This window comes from Morganella sp. TYF_1, assembly GCF_043105645.1.
Taxonomy (GTDB): Bacteria; Pseudomonadota; Gammaproteobacteria; order Enterobacterales; family Enterobacteriaceae; genus Morganella; species Morganella morganii_B.
This window is the reverse complement of the sequence record NZ_JBICLU010000004.1, coordinates 58,271-77,231: the sequence shown is the minus strand read 5'-3', so window position 1 is coordinate 77,231 and position 18,961 is coordinate 58,271. Positions and strand designations below refer to the sequence as shown.

Genomic DNA, 18,961 nt, shown 5'->3' with positions numbered 1-18,961 from the left:
GTGAAATGGGCGGCTGGTGGGTGTTGGTAGCACCTTCCCAGCCATTCACCCGTTTGCGAGATCACGGATAAACCAAGGCCCACTGCTTGTGTGCACAAAGCAAAGGGAGCTTAACAAAAAAGGTTACCCGGATCTATGAAAAGCACTGTTAATTTAAACAGTATTAATTTAGTCAACGACGACTCACTCAGCTATATCAAAACCCTCCCGGACAATTGCATTGATTTAATCGCCACTGACCCGCCGTATTTTCAGGTAAAAACATGTGCCTGGGATAATCAGTGGCCGGATGTTTCTGCTTACCTTTCCTGGCTGGACGAAATGTTGGCTGAGTTCTGGCGGGTACTGAAACCAAACGGCAGCCTTTATCTGTTTTGTGGTTCGCTTCTGGCCTCAGATACAGAAATGCTGTTGCGGGAAAGGTTCAGTGTTCTCAGCCATATCATATGGGCGAAGCCTTCCGGCCCGTGGCGGCGGCAAAACAAAGAAAGCCTGCGTTGTTTTTTCCCGTCTACTGAGCGGATCCTGTTTGCAGAGCATTATCAGGGACCGGTAAAAGGAAAAGGCAGTGAGTACCACCAGCGGCGGGATGAACTGAAGAAAAATGTGTTTACCCCGCTGATTGAGTATTTCCGGCAGGCGCGTGATGCATTGGGTATCACGGCAAAAGAAATTGACCAGGCAACCGGCAAGCAGATGTCTTCACACTGGTTCGGGTACAGTCAGTGGCAGTTACCGAATGAAGCGGATTACCGGAAATTACAGGTGCTTTTTCAGAGGACAGCCGCAGAGTGTCAGAGAAGTAACCCGTTATGCCGTGAACATAATGATCTGGTCAGTGAGCAACACACACTCAGGCGCGAATATCACGAACTGGCAGATCAGTATTCGCTGTTACGTCGTTACTTTACGGTATCAGTTGATGTGCCTTATACGGATGTGTGGACATTCCCGCCGGTTCAGTATTACCCCGGCAAACATCCGTGTGAAAAACCAGCCGCAATGATGGAACACATCATAAGAGCCAGCAGCCGTGAAGGTGATCTGGTCGCCGATTTCTTTATGGGGTCTGGGGCGACACTGAAAGCTGCCCTGAAGCATAACCGCCGAGTGCTGGGTGTGGAAATGGAAACAGAACGGTTTGAGCAGACGAAGACTGAAATAGCGTTATTGTGATAAGAGTGAACCCTATGTCATATTGCTTATAAATTGAAACCTCACGGATGCGGGGGTTTTATTGCCCGGTCTTGAAAGTTTCACGTAAAAACACTATATCTGTAGTGCGCTGCTATAGTGTGATTAAACGTGGATTAAAGTACCGAAACAGTAGCGCAGGCCTCACTTCAGTGGGGCTTTTTATCTGATTTATCGGAGTGTAGAGTAGTTATTTATAAAACTAGCAAATAAAGTGTAATGTTACTAATATGAGTTCAATTACTATATATCAACGTTGTTTATAATTGATTTCGTATAAGGTGACAAAAATGAATTTTTTACCTACATCTGATTATATGAATAATACTTTTGATAAAAAAATCCCTGTAGGTATTAGTGCTTGCTTATTGGGTGATAGTGTTAGATTTGATGGTGGACATAAGCGCTTTCACTTTGCAGTTGATGAGTTATCAGATTATTTCGAATACCAATCAGCATGTCCTGAGATGGCGATTGGTTTGCCTGCACCCAGACCTGCATTGAGGTTGGTTAAGTCTGAAGAAAAGAACGTTATACTCAAATTCAGTGATGGACGGGAAGGTGATTTAACTCAAAAAATGGTGGATTTCTCTACTGAATATCTGAGCAAAACTATTAATTTATCCGGTTATATTGTTTGTAAAAACTCACCTAGTTGTGGTTTGGAAAGAGTTCGGGTATATGATTCTGTAGGTAATGGCAATAAAAAGTCTGGGATCGGCCTTTTTACTGAGCAATTACTAAAAGCGATGCCGTGGTTGCCGGTTGAGGAAGATGGCAGGTTAAGTGATCCTCATATTCGGGAAAATTTTATTATACGAGTATTTGCTCTTCATGAACTGAATGAACTAAAGCAAAAATCATTAAATCGTCGTTCATTAATGGATTTTCATGCTCGATACAAACTCCTTTTACTGGCACACTCTCAGCCTCTTTATAGAGAATTAGGCCGTGTCGTTGCTAATAATAAAGAATGGAATTCAATAGAATCATTTTTTATAGAGTATCGAAATAAATTCATGATACTATTGCAAAATCAAGCAACACGACGCAATCACACTAATGTGCTTATGCATATCCAAGGTTATTTTAAACGCTATTTAACATCAAACCAAAGACAGGCATTAAGTAAATTAATTTTAGAATATCGCCAGGGAATACAGCCTTTATTGGCGCCATTGACATTAATAACGCACTATTTATCAGAGTATCCTGATAACTACCTGAATAACCAAAGGTATTTTAACCCTTACCCTCAATCATTAAGATTGCGTTATGGGTTGTGATATTAAAAATAACACTCTGCTGCTTTAAGAGTAGTTCATATTTTCGGCTATTCCAGGCGGTTGAATACTTGCTATGAGGCTCTGGTAGCACGGAGCAACTCGGCTGAGCTAAATCAACCACCAATTTCGGGTACAAAAAAAGCCGGAGAGTAGCAACCGGCGAAAAAGCATATGTAACAAGGTAATGTATGAAACTACATACTATTTAATTTTATGTTTACTCAATTTTATCGTCCATACTGAAATTTCACTTATGTGAGATAAAGCAAATTCCAAAGGTCGCCATGTGCGGCTTTTTTCATATACGCCGCCACAGTATCAATCACCTCGTTATCACTTAACACAAGAGCTGTGTGCGGCTTTTTATTATCCATGCAAAGGGGAGTTGGCTATGAGTGATTCCGGTGAAAGTAAGAAAATTGGCGTGTTAGAGCAACGGGTTGCGGCTCTTGAAAAACAGCTTGCGATTCACATGCAAGCTGTCAGCGCAAAAATACAGATAATTGAAAATGAATCTACGGGGTCTATTTCAATTACCGCCAGTAAGACTGATGGGATTATTGCTTGCCGCCTAGGGCAATTTTAGTCAGTAATCCTGCTATAGCTATTTGGTCTGCACAGGTTGCGTCTTTATTCATTTCTATTGCTTCATCTATCAATTCATATAAACGATTTTGCTTATCCTTATCTTCAGCTGTAATCAATTTAGCCAAAATAGCAAACAGTACTGGGGTAGCATATGCCATTTCTGTGGTATCGATTCCCGCCCCTTCAAATTTCTCAAATTCATACGGCATGGGAGTGCTCCTTTTAGTTGGGTTGTGATTGTAACTGTTCAGTATAAATCTAAAAATTACTAATTACGTTTAACTGAATCACAGGTCGCTCCGGCGGCCTTTTTCTTTCCGGTAACAACAAGAGCATTGGAATACGACAGGCTCATTACCTAATCCGTATTCGGCCACAGTGCTCTTTTTATTGCTTTCCCGCCGCTGGTGGGATTACCCGAACAATGCCGCAGCCACCTTACTTTAACTGCCTGCAACAATATAAACCGGTTGCGGCATTTCCCATTTAACTAAATTCCTCCGTCAGGGGGTGAGCCATGAAAATGAAAGAAGATCCGAGCGTTTGGGAGCTGATACAGAATCTGTATGACACCTACAGAGAACAGGGTATTAGTGCTGCACTTGCCGGGGGTATGGCTGCTCTCCGTAGTATGTATAACGGCGGAGGGTGGAAAAAAACCTCTATTGACGGGCTGATGTGTGCGGCATTTGGCTGGTTCGTGAAAGACCTGCTGTTATTTTTCGGTCTGAATCAGGATTTGTCATATTTAGCCAGTGTTTACATCGGTTACATCGGCTCAGATGCGGTAATACGTGTAATTAAAAACAGAACCGGAGTGAAGCATGACTAAACCAGCACGCGGCGAACGCAACAATAACCCAGGTAATATCGACTACAATCCGCGCAATGCATGGCAGGGGCAGTTGCCATATGATCCGGCAATAGAATCCCGCTTCTGCCGGTTTCAGTCTCCTGAGTATGGTATCCGGGCAATCTATAAGTTGCTTCAGACGTATCAGACAATACACGGTCTGAACTCAGTTAAAGCCATTATCAAAAAATATGCGCCAAATAATGAAAACAACACGGTTGGCTATATCAACCGTGCAGCTTCGGATATTGGCGTTGGTATTAATGACCACCTGAACACCAAAGACAAAAAGACCGGCATTGCGCTGGCTACTGCGATTGTTGGTGTTGAGTTGGGGTATCAGCCGTATTCACCGGATGTGTTCGAAAGAGCATGGGGCTTACTGTGAGCACCGCAACAAAGATATGGCTCTGCGTTTGCGGAATACTGGCTGTCAGCCTGCTGCTTACCCTGCATCTGTATGGTGGGCTGAAAGATAACCATCAGGCACTGAAAGACAAGCACGTTGCATTGACGGCTGTGAATAACATCACCCTGTCTGCTGTCGCTATCAATCAGCGTGTGGCTCTCGACAACATCAAAGCCAAAGAAACAGAGGACACGGAGAATGTCAAAGTTAAAACCGTTATCAGAACGGAGTTTAAAGACAGTGAGTGCGCTGTTACTCCTGTTTCCCCTGGTGTTGTTGGGAAGTTGCAGCAATACGAAAGGGACATTCGTTCCCGCGCCGGTGGTGCCGATTCCGCCACAACTTACCGCTGATTGTCCGCTGCCGGTTATTCCGGATGAACTTACCTACGGCGGCGCAATCCTGTTGCTGACCGATGCCATGAAGTCGATAGCAGACTGCAATCACGATAAGCGGGCAATACGGGAGATTGAAGCGGAGAGGATAAAAAAGAGCCCCAGGTTAGAGGGGCATGAAGTGAACTATCAGTAGATCATATTATCGTTATGGTCGTTTTTAAGAACGTTAATTCATCTATCAATATACACAGTCACTTTCTTTAAACCGTGAGTTGAATCATATAAAAAGATGTTGAAGGAAATATGACAGGCAAAAAAATAGCCCCATAACCAAGGAAAGGGGCAAGAAAGATCGGAAGGGACAACAAAATCACAAACTTAACATTACTATCAGTGAATTATACAGACTTAACATAAATAAAATTAAACAAAGACTAAACGAAAGATAAATAACGCTTCGCTAAATAGCGGGGCTTTTAACAGGTAAAAAAATAGCCCATGCATGATGCAGGGCTAAAGATCGATAAGGGATACAGCTTATTTATAACTTGTATGACACAATACAATCACAGTCAGTTATCGAAATCAACGTTTCCCTGAACAGCAAGATTTTTAACAGGCAAAAAAAAGCCCCACAAGAGAGTAAGGGGCTAATCGGGCAGTAAGTCAAAACAACACACTTGAGTACTCAAGGTTTAGTGTAGTGACCTAAGTTAAACTAAAACTAAACAAGCGCTATGTTTTGATGAATTCTTGGTTATTTTGTTTGTCATGTCACACAATGTGAATTACTCTTTATTTGCGTTAATCAGGAGGCGTTGTGAAAGACATTAATCTTATTGTAGGTCAGAATATCCGCACTTTAAGGTGCCGTAACGGTATGACCACAAGAAACTTAGCAGACCGGCTGGGAATATCCTCGCAACAGATATCAAGGTATGAGCGTGGAATAAATAAAATAGATGCCAGCACTGTATTTAAGATAATAAATATATTTGATGTTCCTTATGAGAGTTTATTTCCAGAGCCAGAGGTAGAAGATTTTACTCAGAAAAAAAATTCCCTGATGTATATGGACCCAGGGATATTCCATAATGAGTATCAGTTTTATTAATTTGGAGAATACTTGGAGAAGTACCAGAGATTTATCCATAGTAACCCATCACAAAGCCCGCTCATCACCGAGTGGGCTTTTTAATTGGTTAAGGAGAATACATCATGCCACCACGAATCCCCCGTGCCTGCCGCAAACGTGGCTGCGCGAAGACAACCAATGACCGCAGTGGTTACTGCAATGAACACATCAACACCGGCTGGGAGAACTATCAGCAGGGTAAGTGCCGACACGAACGTGGCTACGGTACCAAGTGGGATCGGCTGCGTACAGTGGTGCTGAGCAGGGATAAACACCTGTGCCAGCAATGCCTGCGTGAAGGTCGGGCAACCGAAGCGAAGACAGTCGATCACATCATACCCAAAGCACATGGGGGAACCGATGCGGAAAGCAATCTGCAAAGCCTGTGCTGGCCCTGTCATTACCGGAAAACCGCAACGGAGAGAACACGATGAAAGAGAAGCAGGTTAAGCTATCCAGAATGTTTAAAGGCGGGAGGTTTGCCGGGTATTGTCTCAGTGTTGATGGTGAGATGCTATCCCACCAGACAGACATAAAAATAGAAACAACAGCGCCGCCGCATTCATCTATATCTGTTAGTTTTCTCTGGCATCCGTCGGTGGTTGATGATGCTCCGGATATTCACCTTAAATAAAGCATGGGAGGGGGAGGTCAGATCCCTGCCACTCTCGCCCCAGAGGACCGCCGCCTTACCTCTTTTCAGATCGCCGCAGGTTAGAAAACTTTTTTCCGGGATCCCCGGATGGGAATCAATAGGAGAAAACGATTATGTCGGGACCACCGAAAACCCCGTCTCACCTGCGTTTGGTCAGGGGTAACCCATCAAAACGCCCGATCAATAAAAAAGAACCAAAACCGCCGTCAGGGGTACCCCCAACTCCGAAGCATTTTACCAAGCAGGGGAAATACTGGTTTAAGCGGATCGGGGAAGAACTCGACGCCATGGGCGTGATGAGTTCGATGGATGCCAAGGCGCTGGAACTGCTGATCGAAGCATACACCGAATACCGGCAGCACTGCGATACCCTGGATGAACAAGGCTATACCTACACCACAGAAAGCGAAGGCGGCACACTGATAAAAGCACACCCGGTGGCGGCAATGAAAGCCGATGCCTGGAAACGGATCCGGGCAATGCTGGGTGAATTTGGTATGACCCCGGCGTCCCGCTCGAAGGTAACGATTAACACACCAGCCGAAGAAGACCCTTTCGAGGCATTTATGAAAAAGCGCAAATGATGAATGGCAACCGTAGCAGATGGGATCCGGTACGCCGAACAGGTGGTTGCCGGAGAAATAGTTACGGGCGAACTGATACGTCTGGCGTGTCAGCGGTTTCTTGATGATTTAGAGCGCGGACCTGAGCGCGATATCTTTTTCATTGAAGAACGCGCCCAGCATATTCTGGATTTTTACCAGTTTGTCCCGCACGTCAAAGGGGCGCTGGCAGGCAAGCCGATAGAGCTGATGCCGTGGCATACCTTTATTCTGATTAATATCTTTGGTTTCGTGATCCCGCTGGTTGATGAACTCAGTGGTGAGGCTCAGTACGACGATGACGGCGATCCGGTACTGGTTCGCCGTTTCCGGACAGCCTATAACGAAGTGGCGCGTAAAAACGCCAAATCCACACTTTCATCCGGCATCGGTCTGTATATGACCGGCGCTGACGGTGAGGGTGGTGCCGAGGTTTACTCGGCAGCTACCACCCGCGATCAGGCCCGTATCGTGTTTGAAGATGCAAAAAACATGATCAAAAAGGCCAAAAGTTCACTCGGTCGTCTGTTTGAATTTAATAAGCTGGCGATTTACCAGGAGCGGTCTGCATCCAAGTTTGAGCCGCTGTCCAGTGACGCAAACAACCTCGACGGTCTGAACATTCACTGCGGCATTGTGGACGAACTTCACGCCCACAAAACCCGTGATGTGTGGGATGTGCTGGAAACTGCGACCGGTGCCCGTCTGCAATCGCTTCTGTTTGCGATCACCACAGCGGGATTTAACCGCGAGGGTATCTGCTACGAACTGCGGGATTACGCCATCAAGGTGCTGTGCGGTGTAGTGGAGGATGACACTTTTTTCGCTGCCATTTACACGCCGGATGAAGATGATGATCCGTTCGATGAAAGCATCTGGATAAAAGCCAACCCGGGGCTGGGTGTCTGTAAGCGTTTTGATGATATGCGCCGCCTGGCGAAAAAAGCAAAAGAGCAGATTGCCGCCCGGCCCAACTTTCTGACCAAACACCTCAATATGTGGGTTAACGCGGAGTCGATTTGGATGGACTCAGGAAAATGGGATAACTGCCCGGAGAATGCGCCGGATGATGAACTGAAAAATTACCCTGTCTGGGTCGGCGTTGACCTGGCAAATAAAATCGACGTGGCCGCAGCAATTAAGGTTTATGAAGATCCGCGCGGACAGGTGCATGTTAAGTGCAAATTCTGGCTACCGGAAGACCGGATCGAAACCGCACCGAACCATATTGCGGAGCTGTACCGGAAATGGGCGGCTGCCGGACATCTTGAACTGACTGACGGCGAGGTTATTGATCATGACATTATCAAAGCCGACATTCTGGCATGGTGCGAAGGTGATGATCTGCGTGAGCTCGGGTTTGACCCGTGGAGCGCGGTGCAGTTCTCACGCCGCCTGGCGGAAGAGGGTATCCCGCTGGTGGAAGTGGCGCAGACAGTGAAAAACATGTCTGAATCCATGAAAACAGTTCAGGCCGATGTCTATTCCGGCAAATTTCACCATGATCACAACCCGATGATGTCCTGGATGATGTCGAATGTGACCGTAAAACCGGACAAAAACGACAACATTTTCCCGAACAAATCGACACCGGAAAACAAAATCGACGGACCGGTTGCGCTGTTTACTGCCAAATCACGCCAGATGGTGAACGGCGGGGAGCAGGAACAAAGTCTGTCCGATGTTTTATCTTCCAGGGGCTTACGCTCACTCTGAGGAAATCCAATGAAATTACTGACTATTACCGCCCTGCTGGTGGGGATTGCGGGTGCCTGTCTGCTGGCGTTCGGTGCCTGGCTGCTGATGCCTGCTGCCGGGTTTATCACAGCCGGCGGTTTGTGCCTGCTCTGGTCATATCTGGTATCAAAATCAGCGGGAAGCCTGAATAACAACGGAGGATCATAATGTTCTTTCCCGGTTTATTCAGAAAATCCGATACGGGTATGAGTTCGTCAGAGCTCAGCGAAATGATCGGTCTGACCTATGACACCTATACCGGCCGCCGGGTCAGTCCGCAACTGGCAATGCAACTCACTGCGGTATTTAGCTGTGTTCGCGTACTGGCTGAGTCAGTCGGCATGCTGCCGTGTTCTCTTTATGAGCAGCTTGACAGAGGGAACCGGCGGGCGGTCCGTGAGCGGCTGAACAAACTGCTGTCAACCAAACCCAACAACTACATGACACCGCAGGAATTCTGGGAATTACTGATCGCCTGTCTGTGTCTGCGCGGCAATTTTTATGCTTATAAAGTCAAGGCGCTGGGAGAGGTAGTGGAGCTGCTGCCGCTGGATCCGTCCTCGGTTACACCAAAACTGAACAGTAAGTGGGAACCGGAATATCAGGTTACTTTTCCGGACGGAAAGCGCGATACGCTGACACAGGATGATATCTGGCATGTACGGATTTTCACCCTGGACGGATTAACCGGACTCAGCCCGATAGCGTATGCAAAACAGGCTGTCGGTCTGGGGCTGGCAACGGAGGAGCACGGCTCACGTCTGTTCGGGAACGGTGCGGTAACCAGTGGCGTTCTGCAGACCGACCAGTACCTGAAGGACGATGCCTATGAGCGGCTGAAAACTGACTTTGAAAACCGGCATCAGGGGCTGGCGAATGCGCACAAACCCATGATTCTTGAGATGGGACTGAAATGGCAGCAAATCAGCATGACATCAGAAGATGCGCAGTTTCTTGAAACCCGCAAATTCCAGCTTGAGGAAATCTGCCGTATTTTCCGTGTGCCGCTGCACATGATCCAGAACACCGACCGGGCAACGTTCAACAACATTGAAAACCTCGGGATCGGATTTATCAACTATTCCCTGGTGCCATACCTCACCCGCATTGAACAGCGCATTAATGTCGGGCTGGTAAAACCGTCAAAACAGGGCGTTTTTTACGCAAAATTCAACACCGGAGCACTGTTGCGCGGTGATATGAAGTCACGGTTTGATGCTTATGCCACCGGTATTAACTGGGGGATCTATTCGCCCAATGAATGCCGGGAGCTGGAAGAACTCAACCCGCGTGATGGCGGTGATATCTGGCTGACACCGATGAATATGACCACAAAACCGGAGAGCACCCCGGAAAAAGAGGAAAAGCAGCATGTCGATGATGACTAAACAGCGGCTGGACATACCGCTGAAAATAAAGTCGGTCACTGAAACCGGCGAGTTTGAAGGATACGGATCGGTTTTCGGCGTGAAGGACAGCTACAGCGATATTGTCGTACCCGGCGCTTTTCAGGCATCACTGAATGAATGGCGGGAGAAGGGCAGTCTTCCGGCCATGCTCTGGCAGCACCAGATTTCCGAACCGGTCGGTGTGTATACCGAAATGCGGGAGGATGATACCGGCCTGTATGTCAAAGGGCGGTTGCTTATCGAGGATGACCCGCTGTCTAAACGGGCTCATGCACATCTGAAGGCCGGATCATTATCCGGCCTTTCTATTGGCTACATCCTGAAAGACTGGGAGTACGACCGGAGTAAAGGGGCGTTTCTCCTGAAGGAAATTGACCTGTGGGAAGTAAGCCTGGTGACATTCCCGTCCAATGATGAAGCGCGGGTCAGTGATGTTAAATCGGCATTTGCCCGTGGTGACGTCCCGTCACCAAAAAGTATTGAGCGCGTCCTGCGTGATGTCGGACTGTCGCGGACACAAGCTAAGGCATTTATGGCCGACGGCTACCATGCTCTCTCTCTGCGTGACGCAGAGGAAGATGCACTGGAAACACTTAAATCCATTAATTTTAATCAGTAAGGGGCTGTTATGGCTGTTGATCATAAAGATGTAGGCGAAGTGGCAAAAGAACTGAAATCTTCATTTGAAGAGTTTCAGAGAAAAAATGACAAGCGTATTGATGCCATCGAATCAGAAAAAGGCAAACTGGCGGAATCGGTGGACACCCTGAACGGAAAATTATCCGAGCTGGATGAACTGAAATCGTCACTGGAAGCCGAGCTGGCGGCTGTGAAACGTCCGGGCGGCGGTGTGGCAAACAAAGATGTCGCCGAACACAAAAGCGCGTTCGAACTGTTTGTCCGCAAGGGTAAGGATGATGGCCTGGCTGAACTGGAACAGAAAGCCATGCAGATTGGCTCTGATCCGGATGGCGGTTATGCCGTACCGGAAGAACTGGATCGCACCATTATCTCTGCGCTGCGTGATGAAGTTGTTATGCGTCAGGAATGTAATGTTGTCTCAGTCGGTACACCGAACTATAAGCGCCTCGTTAATATGGGGGGCACCGGCAGCGGATGGGTAGGGGAAACAGAAAAACGCCCTGAAACCGCAACACCTAAACTCGGCCCGATTGAACCGGTGTGGGGTGAGATTTACGGTAATCCCGGGGCCACCCAGACCATGCTGGATGATGCCTTTTTCAATGTTGAGCAGTTTATTACCGGTGAACTGGCAATTGAATTTGCTGAACAGGAAGAAGCAGCATTCACCAACGGTGACGGCAGTAAAAAACCGAAAGGGCTGCTGGCTTACGGCAGTGAGGATAAGGCAGATAAGGATCGCGACTGGGGAAAACTGCAGCATCTGCTGTTGAAGAAACCAGCTGAACTGACAGCTGATGAAGTGATGCAGTTGGTTTACACACTGCGTAAGTCTTATCGCAGTGGCGCTAAATTTATGATGAATAACAACACGTTATTCAAAGTTCGCACCCTGAAAGACTCACAGGGCAACTACCTGTGGCAGCCGGGCCTGCAACTGGGGCAGCCATCTGCATTGCTGGGCTACGGTATTGCGGAGAATGAGCAGTTTGCTGATATGGCTGCCGGTGCTGTTCCGCTGGCATTCGGTAACTTCAAGCGCTGCTACACCATCCTGGATCGTATCGGCATCCGCATGTTGCGCGACCCGTACACCAACAAACCGTTTGTACATTTCTACACCACTAAGCGTGTCGGCAGCATGCTGGTTGACAGCAACGCAGTGAAATTACTGAAAGCGGCAGACGGTACGAAGTAATCAGTCGCGGCGGCAGAAATGCCGCCATTTCCGGAGGGTTTCATGCCATTACCGACAATTGAAGATCTGCGCCTGCAATGCCGTATTGATACGGAAGAAGAGGATCCGCTTCTGCTCGGCTATCTTGCTGCGGCAAAAGAAAAAGCAGAAAACTATCTGAACCGGAGATTGTATGAAGACGAAGTTCCTGACAGTGATCCGGACGGAATGGACATCACACCGGTTATCCGGCTGACACTCATGCTGGTGGTCGGTTTCTGGTATGACACCCGGGAACTGAAGAAATTACCACAGGGTTTTTATGATCTGCTCTGTGACTATCGTTTTTCACCCATGAGGGAAAAATAATGCTGGCCGGTGAACTAACAAAACGAATCACCCTGAATCAGCCGGAGGTAGTGACTGGGGATCTCGGTGATTCCCGTACCGAACTGACGAAAGTCATCACGGTGTGGGCCAAAGCCGAGGCGATATCCAACCGTAAAATCCGGACGGCAGAGCAGGATCAGGTCATCGAAACCATGCAGTTTACTGCGCGGCCACGCACGGATGTGCAAATCGACTGGGTGATTGAATACCAGAACCGGTTTTTTACCGTCCGTGCCTGTGACCGTAACGACCCCGCAAAGCTGATTATTACCACGGAGGCAGACATACGACATGATCGAAAGTGACATTAAGTCGTCTCTTTCTGCTATCACCGCAATGCCCGTTTTCCCCCTGTTGTTACCGAAAGATGCACAGGAAGGTATCACCTTTCAGCGTATCAGTGATCCGCGCTATTCCGCCGGTATGGTCACCACTCATCTTATCGTGGCGCGTTTTCAAATCAGTATTCACGTGCTGAATGATTACGGAAAAGCCCTGCAGCTGGATAAAGCCATTCGTGATGCCTGGGAGCCGATCGTGCATGGTTACATCGGTAATTACCCGGTGCAGACCGTGCAGCGTGGTGGTTTTCAGCAGGGGCGGGAAGAGCTGACAAACAATGCTGTCCGCTGGTCGGTAATGCGGGATTTTATCATCACTTATCCGGAGGATGCCGTGTGATAACCAGAATCGAAGTTACGGGGCTGGAAGAACTCGGGCGTCGGTTACAGCAGGTCGAAACCGCGCTGAAAACCAAAATACTGCGTTCCGCCGGTCGTGAGGCAATGCAGGTTGTGAAAGAGGATATGGAGCAGCATGCCGGATTTGACCCGAAGGGGAAAGGAAAGCATATGCGGGAAAATATCACCCTGAGAACAACAGAAGTTAAGGGAACTAACGGTGGTGTGATGGTCACCGTCGGCCCGGCAAAAGACCACTACATGAAAGCCAGGGCACAGGAGTTCGGCACAGTGAAACAGGTAGCGAAACCGTTTATCCGTCCGGCACTGGATTACAACAAACGCGCGGTTCTGAAAGTGCTGACACAGCAGATCCGCTATGCACTCTCTGAGTATTAAGGAGCAATTATGGCTGACAATAAAACTTCACCGGAATATGCGAAGTTACCCGCCGGCACCGTGGTGAAATACGGGAAACCCGGCGATACAGTGGAAGCAATGAAACCACTGATTAACTGTAAGGCACTGGGCGCTACCGGGCAGTCCGGCAGCTTTGTGGATGTCACCACTCTGATCGACACATCCAAGCAGTTTATTTCTGATCTGCCGGAAGGGCCGGAGAAATCCCTGGGGTTTATTGACGATCCGGAAAATGAAGATTTCGCGGCATTTCTTAATGCGGCGGAAAAACGCGAAACAGTGCAATTTTACTTTGCTCTGCCGAACAAACGCACCGCGACCATGCTGTTGTCTCTGTCAGGTTGGGAGATGAATGACGTTTCTGCACCGGCAAACGAAGCCATTCAGATTACCGTAAAAGGTAAACAGAATAACCTGACATGGGGTGTTGCAGGTGCTGCGGGTGATCAGACCAAAGGAGCAACGAAATAATGAAAGGGCTGAAAGCATCACTACTGGCGGCAAAGCCGGAAATCCGTGAAGTGGAAATCCTCTGCGGGGTTAAGGTAAATATCCGCCGTATGACCGCCAATGAGCTGATTACCCTGGAGCAGGAAGTCGCCGATCTGAATATCGACGGTAAGGTGCGTGAAGCGTCTCTGATGAACGTCGATATGCTGCTGAACTGTATTGTTGATGACGGCGGTAAACCGGTTAATAAATCACTGCTGCCGACCGCAGATGAAATGGTGAATGTTCATGATAACGCCATTCTGATCGATGCCATTAACATCGTGAAACGCCATTCTGTCGGTACGCTTGAAGAGGCAAAAAAAAACTGACGGACAGCCCGTTGCTTTTCTTTGCCTACCAACTCGCGGAAGAGCTCAAGGAAATTGATCCCTACCGCGTACTCAGCCTGCCGGCATCCACGCTTCTTGGCTGGCAGGCATACTTCTCACTGAAAGCAGAACAGACCGGCACAGCGAATACCTCACGGGATAACCCGTCAGCACCGGAAGCGCCGCAGTCACCGGTAGATCAGCAATGTGCTGATATCATGAAAATTATCGGAGGATAGATGTCAAACCTTGCAGATCTGCGTGTCGGCCTGCTGCTGAACGATGCCAGTTTCCGTTCAAATATCAGCAACGCAATGAACCATGCCGGGCGTGAAACAAAACGTTTTTCTGATAAGGCAAAGCGGGACGCAAAAGGCGTTGAGGATAGTTTTAACGGCATCAGCAAAAGCGTAACTAATGTGGCAGGTAAGCTGGCATTATTGGCTGGTGGCGGATTATCTATCGGTAGTATTTTGTCTGTTTCACGGCAGTACGGTCAGGCGTTATCTGATCTCGGTGCTATCACCGGCGCGTCTGCCGAACAGATGAAGCGTTATGATGATGCCGCTCGCAGCATGGGGCGCACCACTGAGTTCGGGGCCACTAAAGTTGCGGATGCAATGAAGTTACTGGCATCGGCAAAACCAGCACTACTGAATACAGCTGGTGCGCTGGAAGAGGTAACCGCGAAGTCAATCACGCTGGCTCAGGCTTCAGGTGTCGATCTCGCTGATGCGGCTAAATCCCTGTCTCTGAGCCTTAACCAGTACGGGGCGTCGGCATTATCAGCAGAGCGCTATATTAACGTGCTGGCCGCCGGGGCAAAATACGGGGCGTCAGAAATCAGTGAAACCTCTGAGGCGGTGAAAAACTCTGGCACTGTGGCCGCACAGGCCGGGATAAAATTTGAAGAACTGAATGCCGCGATTCAGGTATTGGCTGATAAAGGGATCAAAGGCGCCGAGGCCGGACGGATGCTGCGTAACGTGATCCTGGTACTGGAACGTTCGGCAGATAAATCCCTGCGTCCGTCGGTTGTCGGTCTGGGTGCGGCGCTGGATAACCTGGACAAAAAGAACTACTCAACCACAGCGTCAGTAAAGCTTTTCGGCAGAGCAAACGTGAGTGCGGCAGTAAATCTGCGCGAAAATACGGATAAACTGAAAGAACTAACAGTGGCACTGACCGGCACTGACACTGCGTATGAGCAGGCAAATATCCGGGCGAACAACCTGAATGGGGATCTTGAGTTGCTGGCAACCTCATTTGAGGGACTGGCGCTCTCTGTTGGTCACAGCGCTAACGGCCCAATGCGAGCAGGCATTCAGAATGTCACCGCAGCAGTGAATGGACTGACAGATAACTTCTCAACATTAGCCAGTATCGTTACGTATGCAGTTTTGCCGGTGATGGCATCCAGAATGACGATGGGATTGCAAACTCAGGCTAAAACCTGGTATCAGACCGGAGCGGCAGCGCGTGAGGCTGCAAGACAAACACGTAATTCAGCACAGGCAACTATTGAATCAGCAAAAGCGAGCCGCCTGCATGCGCAGCAGGAGTCGCAGCGTCTGGCGCAACAGTCAGTTATCAATAAACAGCATGGTATGAATATCAGCTATCAAAGGGAATACGCGGTGCTGCGCCGCCAGATCCGCGAGGCCGATATAGCAGAGGCAGCGGCGAAAGAGAAATTGATAGCAGCAAATAACCGCCTGGCCTTATCAACCCGCGCATTATCTGTTGCTGGGGCGGGCGCCCGTGGTGCCCTTAATCTTCTTGGTGGACCAATGGGGGCAGCATTGCTTGCCGGATCTGCGCTGTATGGTTTGTACAATCATAGTGTTCAGGCGCGGGAGGGGTTGCGAAGTCTTAAAGATGAAACCGTTTTGACGGTTGCTGAATTGCAAAAGCTTTCTAAAGTGAAAGTGCAACTGAAACTTGATGAGTGGGAAGAGGATGTCGTAAAGCTTCAGGCCGAAAAGAAACAGTTAGAGGGGCAACTGGAGAGATATTCGGATACAGCAATTAACATTGCGAAGTCGCGTGAAAAAGGTGCATTCGGTAGCCTTTTCTGGGACTCAAAAGGCATGGAAAAGGAGAAAAATGTAGTTCTCGGAAAATTAGAGGACACAGCCGCTTCATTAGAACTGAGAATCAATCAGATAAATGAAGGGAAAAAAACAGTATCTATCGGTCAGTTTGAAGTAAAACCCAAAGAAGAAACCCCGAAAGAAGAACCTGTCGTATCAACAGGTACTAATGAGTTGCCCGGTACAAGAACAGGTAAAAAAGAGCTTAATCAATATCAGCAACTCCGCCGCCAGATCGAATCTGAACACGCAACCAGCCTGCAAAAAATCACCCTGAATGAATCAGACACGCTGGATAAACTGAAAGAACTGCATCATTCAGGGGGAATGTCACAAGCGGAAATGAACCTGCTGTCACTGATCAGCGCCGAGAATTATCAGCGACAGCGTGTCGCCCTGGCAGAAAAATACTCACCTTCTGCAGAAATGATCCGCCAGGAGCGCGAAGCTACACAGGAACTGAAAGAGCTGTTCGATTCCAGACTGCTGACAGAGGAAGAGTATAACCGGGCCCGTCTTCAGCTGACACAAACCAATCAGCGCGACCGGCTGTCACAACAGGCAAAAGACCTGGCTTTGCCGAATATCTCACTCGCCGGTGAAGTTGATCCTGTTGTGCAACTGCGTAATCAACTGGAAGAACAAAAGGCGCTTTATCAGGCGTATTACCGTGATGGCGTTATCAACAAAGAGCGGTATGAAGCGCTGGTGGCACAGGCATCCGAGAAATCAAAAGAGGCGCAGATTCAGGCGGCTAAGGAGTTGTATTCCGCTCAGGGCAACTGGCAGAGAATGCAGATTAACCTTATTGATGCTGTAGAGCAAAAAACAGCGGGTTCACTGGCCGGAATGCTGACAGGAACAAAAGGATTTTCAGAAGGCCTGCGCGAGCTGTCAGCATCGCTGGCTGAATCCATCATTCAGGATCTGATAAAAATTGCGATTCAGGGGCAGATAACAAATGCCATTACCGGTTTGTTCGGTGGGTTTGGTGGCGGTACTGCCAATGGATCTATAGTACCGATGCCGCCAAAAAACATTTCAGTCATGCCGCACGCTAAAGGTGGCGTACATAATTCACCGGGATTAAGTCAGTACAGCAACCAGGTGGTAAGTAGTCCGACACTGTTTGCTTTCGCCAAAGGTGGGGCACCAAATGCCGGGTTGATGGGAGAAGCAGGACCGGAAGCTATTATGCCGCTGAAGCGCGGCCCGGACGGAAATCTCGGCGTTAGAATGTATGGCGGAAATGGCGACACCGCCGCGCCAGTGGTCCATATCCATATTGACGGTGAAGGGAATCAGCAGGTTCAGGCATCCGGTGGTTATGAGCAGTTCGGCAGGGAAGTGGGGCAATTTGTCGACCAGCGCTTTCGCAAACTGATGGACAAGGAAACGCGACCATCTGGTTCAGTCTGGAATCTGGTTAAGGGGGGCAGATGATAGAAGTATTCACCTGGAGCCCGCGGCTAAATCCGCAGAGCGATATCTCGTTCCGTCTTCGGAAAGCAAAATTCGGCGATGGCTACGAACAGGTTTGCGGTGATGGCATCAATCCCCGCAGCCAGAAGTGGTCACTCAATTTTACCGGGACGGAAAGTTATATCCTGCCAATCCGTGATTTTATTGACCGGCACGGCGGAATACGTGCCTTTCAGTGGACGCCGCCACTGGAGAATACCGGATTGTATCGCTGCGATGATCCGAAGATCACCCCGCTCGGTGGTGACAACTATTCACTTTCTCTCACTTTTACCCAGGCATTTAAACCATGATCACAAATGACTACCAGAAGCTGGAACCGGGTAATGCCGTCCGGCTTTTTGAGGTTGACGGTACCGCGTTCGGTGCGTCGGATATTTTGCGGTTCCATGCATACAACATTCCTCACACAGAGGCAGAAATTACTGCCGCTGGTGGGGATCCGGAAAAGTTACCGGCGAAATCAATCTGGTGGCAGGGGGATGAGTACCGTGCCTGGCCGGTACAGATTGAAGGAATAGAGGCATCAACAAGCGGTTCCGGCGCACAGCCGAAGTTATCGGTGGCAAACCTCGATGGTTCAATCACTGCGCTGTGTTTGGCATACGATGACATGCTGAAAGCGAAAGTCACGATACACGATACGCTGGCGCACTATCTGGATGTGACAAACTTTCCGGACGGTAACCCGGCGGCAGATCCTGCCCAGGAAAAGGTATCGGTTTTTTATATCGACAGCAAATCCTCGGAAACCAACGAAGTTATCGAGTTTGAATTAGCCAGCCCGATGGATTTGCAGGGGGTGCTGATTCCGACCAGGCAGCTGCATTCTATGTGTACCTGGTGCATACGCGGCAAATACAAATCCGGTGACGGCTGTGATTATGCCGGTCAGAACGGGTATTTCGACAAACACGGCAACCGGGTAGATGACCCGGCACGGGATCAGTGCAGCGGTATGCTGAATACCGGTTGCTTTCCCCGTTTCGGGAAAAATAATCCGATCCCGTTCGGCGGCTTTCCCGGAACATCATTACTGAGGAAATAGGG

27 protein-coding genes are annotated in these 18,961 nt (G+C 48.7%); 26 read left to right on the top strand and 1 reads right to left on the bottom strand.

Features of this window, described 5'->3' with window-relative positions:
* Positions 1–135: 135 nt before the first annotated feature.
* The 3 genes from ACF8OF_RS01305 (at position 136) to ACF8OF_RS01295 (ending at position 3,066) form a co-directional block, all read left to right on the top strand.
* Positions 136–1,176, top strand: coding sequence for a DNA-methyltransferase (locus tag ACF8OF_RS01305; protein ID WP_392495453.1), 1,041 nt, complete (start codon positions 136–138; stop codon positions 1,174–1,176).
* A gap of 308 nt (positions 1,177–1,484) precedes the next feature.
* Positions 1,485–2,480: a DUF523 and DUF1722 domain-containing protein gene (locus ACF8OF_RS01300; protein WP_275983795.1), complete on the top strand. Its 996-nt coding sequence runs from the start codon at positions 1,485–1,487 to the stop codon at positions 2,478–2,480.
* Positions 2,481–2,871: 391 nt separating this feature from the next.
* Positions 2,872–3,066 (top strand): hypothetical protein, encoded by a 195-nt coding sequence (locus ACF8OF_RS01295; RefSeq protein ID WP_392495451.1) that lies wholly within the window; start codon positions 2,872–2,874, stop codon positions 3,064–3,066.
* Here the strand turns inward: ACF8OF_RS01295 and ACF8OF_RS01290 are convergent.
* Entirely contained in the window at positions 3,038–3,277 is a 240-nt protein-coding gene (locus ACF8OF_RS01290) for a hypothetical protein (protein WP_392495450.1), read from the bottom strand. The two genes, ACF8OF_RS01295 and ACF8OF_RS01290, sit on opposite strands and share 29 nt — an antisense overlap.
* A 314-nt stretch (positions 3,278–3,591) precedes the next feature.
* Here ACF8OF_RS01290 and ACF8OF_RS01285 point away from each other — a divergent pair, with 314 nt between their 5' ends.
* The 23 genes from ACF8OF_RS01285 to ACF8OF_RS01175 all read left to right on the top strand — a co-directional run bounded on the left by ACF8OF_RS01285 (position 3,592) and on the right by ACF8OF_RS01175 (position 18,959).
* A complete protein-coding gene (locus tag ACF8OF_RS01285; RefSeq protein WP_392495479.1) occupies positions 3,592–3,900 on the top strand; it encodes a phage holin, lambda family in 309 nt (102 codons plus the stop codon).
* A complete protein-coding gene (locus tag ACF8OF_RS01280) occupies positions 3,893–4,309 on the top strand; it encodes a structural protein (RefSeq protein WP_392495449.1) in 417 nt (138 codons plus the stop codon). The genes ACF8OF_RS01285 and ACF8OF_RS01280 overlap by 8 nt, the downstream gene beginning before the upstream one ends.
* Positions 4,306–4,683 carry a hypothetical protein gene (locus tag ACF8OF_RS01275; RefSeq protein ID WP_392495448.1) on the top strand — a complete coding sequence of 126 codons (378 nt, stop codon included), beginning with the start codon at positions 4,306–4,308 and terminating at the stop codon, positions 4,681–4,683. The genes ACF8OF_RS01280 and ACF8OF_RS01275 overlap by 4 nt, the downstream gene beginning before the upstream one ends.
* Positions 4,655–4,861, top strand: a complete 207-nt coding sequence (locus ACF8OF_RS01270; RefSeq protein WP_392495447.1) for a rz1 lytic protein — start codon at positions 4,655–4,657, stop codon at positions 4,859–4,861. The genes ACF8OF_RS01275 and ACF8OF_RS01270 overlap by 29 nt, the downstream gene beginning before the upstream one ends.
* A gap of 627 nt (positions 4,862–5,488) precedes the next feature.
* Entirely contained in the window at positions 5,489–5,782 is a 294-nt protein-coding gene (locus ACF8OF_RS01265; protein ID WP_262862082.1) for a helix-turn-helix transcriptional regulator, read from the top strand.
* 104 nt (positions 5,783–5,886) lie between these two features.
* The gene (locus tag ACF8OF_RS01260) at positions 5,887–6,237 is read left to right on the top strand and encodes an HNH endonuclease (RefSeq protein WP_392495446.1); all 351 of its coding nucleotides are present in this window, start codon (positions 5,887–5,889) and stop codon (positions 6,235–6,237) included.
* Positions 6,234–6,437 carry a hypothetical protein gene (locus ACF8OF_RS01255; protein WP_369444598.1) on the top strand — a complete coding sequence of 68 codons (204 nt, stop codon included), beginning with the start codon at positions 6,234–6,236 and terminating at the stop codon, positions 6,435–6,437. The genes ACF8OF_RS01260 and ACF8OF_RS01255 overlap by 4 nt, the downstream gene beginning before the upstream one ends.
* 134 nt (positions 6,438–6,571) lie before the next feature.
* Entirely contained in the window at positions 6,572–7,042 is a 471-nt protein-coding gene (locus ACF8OF_RS01250; protein ID WP_046894976.1) for a phage terminase small subunit P27 family, read from the top strand.
* A gap of 3 nt (positions 7,043–7,045) precedes the next feature.
* The gene (locus tag ACF8OF_RS01245; protein WP_153642513.1) at positions 7,046–8,776 is read left to right on the top strand and encodes a terminase large subunit; all 1,731 of its coding nucleotides are present in this window, start codon (positions 7,046–7,048) and stop codon (positions 8,774–8,776) included.
* A 9-nt stretch (positions 8,777–8,785) separates the two neighbouring features.
* On the top strand, positions 8,786–8,965 hold the full coding sequence (locus ACF8OF_RS01240; RefSeq protein WP_024473752.1) for a hypothetical protein: 180 nt from the start codon (positions 8,786–8,788) through the stop codon (positions 8,963–8,965).
* On the top strand, positions 8,965–10,185 hold the full coding sequence (locus ACF8OF_RS01235) for a phage portal protein (RefSeq protein ID WP_025153594.1): 1,221 nt from the start codon (positions 8,965–8,967) through the stop codon (positions 10,183–10,185). Before ACF8OF_RS01240 ends, ACF8OF_RS01235 begins: the two co-directional genes overlap by 1 nt.
* A complete protein-coding gene (locus ACF8OF_RS01230; RefSeq protein WP_153642639.1) occupies positions 10,175–10,825 on the top strand; it encodes an HK97 family phage prohead protease in 651 nt (216 codons plus the stop codon). The genes ACF8OF_RS01235 and ACF8OF_RS01230 overlap by 11 nt, the downstream gene beginning before the upstream one ends.
* A 9-nt stretch (positions 10,826–10,834) precedes the next feature.
* Positions 10,835–12,046, top strand: a complete 1,212-nt coding sequence (locus ACF8OF_RS01225) for a phage major capsid protein (protein ID WP_262881871.1) — start codon at positions 10,835–10,837, stop codon at positions 12,044–12,046.
* 42 nt (positions 12,047–12,088) lie between these two features.
* A complete protein-coding gene (locus ACF8OF_RS01220; protein ID WP_262881872.1) occupies positions 12,089–12,394 on the top strand; it encodes a head-tail connector protein in 306 nt (101 codons plus the stop codon).
* Positions 12,394–12,720: a phage head closure protein gene (locus ACF8OF_RS01215; RefSeq protein ID WP_392495444.1), complete on the top strand. Its 327-nt coding sequence runs from the start codon at positions 12,394–12,396 to the stop codon at positions 12,718–12,720. Before ACF8OF_RS01220 ends, ACF8OF_RS01215 begins: the two co-directional genes overlap by 1 nt.
* Positions 12,707–13,096, top strand: coding sequence for a hypothetical protein (locus ACF8OF_RS01210; RefSeq protein ID WP_262881874.1), 390 nt, complete (start codon positions 12,707–12,709; stop codon positions 13,094–13,096). Before ACF8OF_RS01215 ends, ACF8OF_RS01210 begins: the two co-directional genes overlap by 14 nt.
* Positions 13,096–13,494 carry an HK97-gp10 family putative phage morphogenesis protein gene (locus tag ACF8OF_RS01205; RefSeq protein WP_155402973.1) on the top strand — a complete coding sequence of 133 codons (399 nt, stop codon included), beginning with the start codon at positions 13,096–13,098 and terminating at the stop codon, positions 13,492–13,494. The genes ACF8OF_RS01210 and ACF8OF_RS01205 overlap by 1 nt, the downstream gene beginning before the upstream one ends.
* Before the next feature lie 9 nt (positions 13,495–13,503).
* Entirely contained in the window at positions 13,504–13,986 is a 483-nt protein-coding gene (locus tag ACF8OF_RS01200) for a major tail shaft subunit (RefSeq protein WP_036424883.1), read from the top strand.
* Positions 13,986–14,336 carry a phage tail protein gene (locus tag ACF8OF_RS01195; RefSeq protein WP_153642506.1) on the top strand — a complete coding sequence of 117 codons (351 nt, stop codon included), beginning with the start codon at positions 13,986–13,988 and terminating at the stop codon, positions 14,334–14,336. Before ACF8OF_RS01200 ends, ACF8OF_RS01195 begins: the two co-directional genes overlap by 1 nt.
* Positions 14,337–14,347: 11 nt before the next feature.
* Positions 14,348–14,575, top strand: coding sequence for a tail assembly chaperone (locus ACF8OF_RS01190; RefSeq protein ID WP_194830235.1), 228 nt, complete (start codon positions 14,348–14,350; stop codon positions 14,573–14,575).
* Positions 14,576–17,872: a phage tail tape measure protein gene (locus ACF8OF_RS01185; protein WP_262881875.1), complete on the top strand. Its 3,297-nt coding sequence runs from the start codon at positions 14,576–14,578 to the stop codon at positions 17,870–17,872.
* Entirely contained in the window at positions 17,869–18,204 is a 336-nt protein-coding gene (locus ACF8OF_RS01180) for a phage tail protein (RefSeq protein WP_153642504.1), read from the top strand. The genes ACF8OF_RS01185 and ACF8OF_RS01180 overlap by 4 nt, the downstream gene beginning before the upstream one ends.
* Positions 18,201–18,959, top strand: coding sequence for a phage minor tail protein L (locus ACF8OF_RS01175; protein ID WP_392495443.1), 759 nt, complete (start codon positions 18,201–18,203; stop codon positions 18,957–18,959). Before ACF8OF_RS01180 ends, ACF8OF_RS01175 begins: the two co-directional genes overlap by 4 nt.
* Positions 18,960–18,961 lie beyond the last annotated feature (2 nt).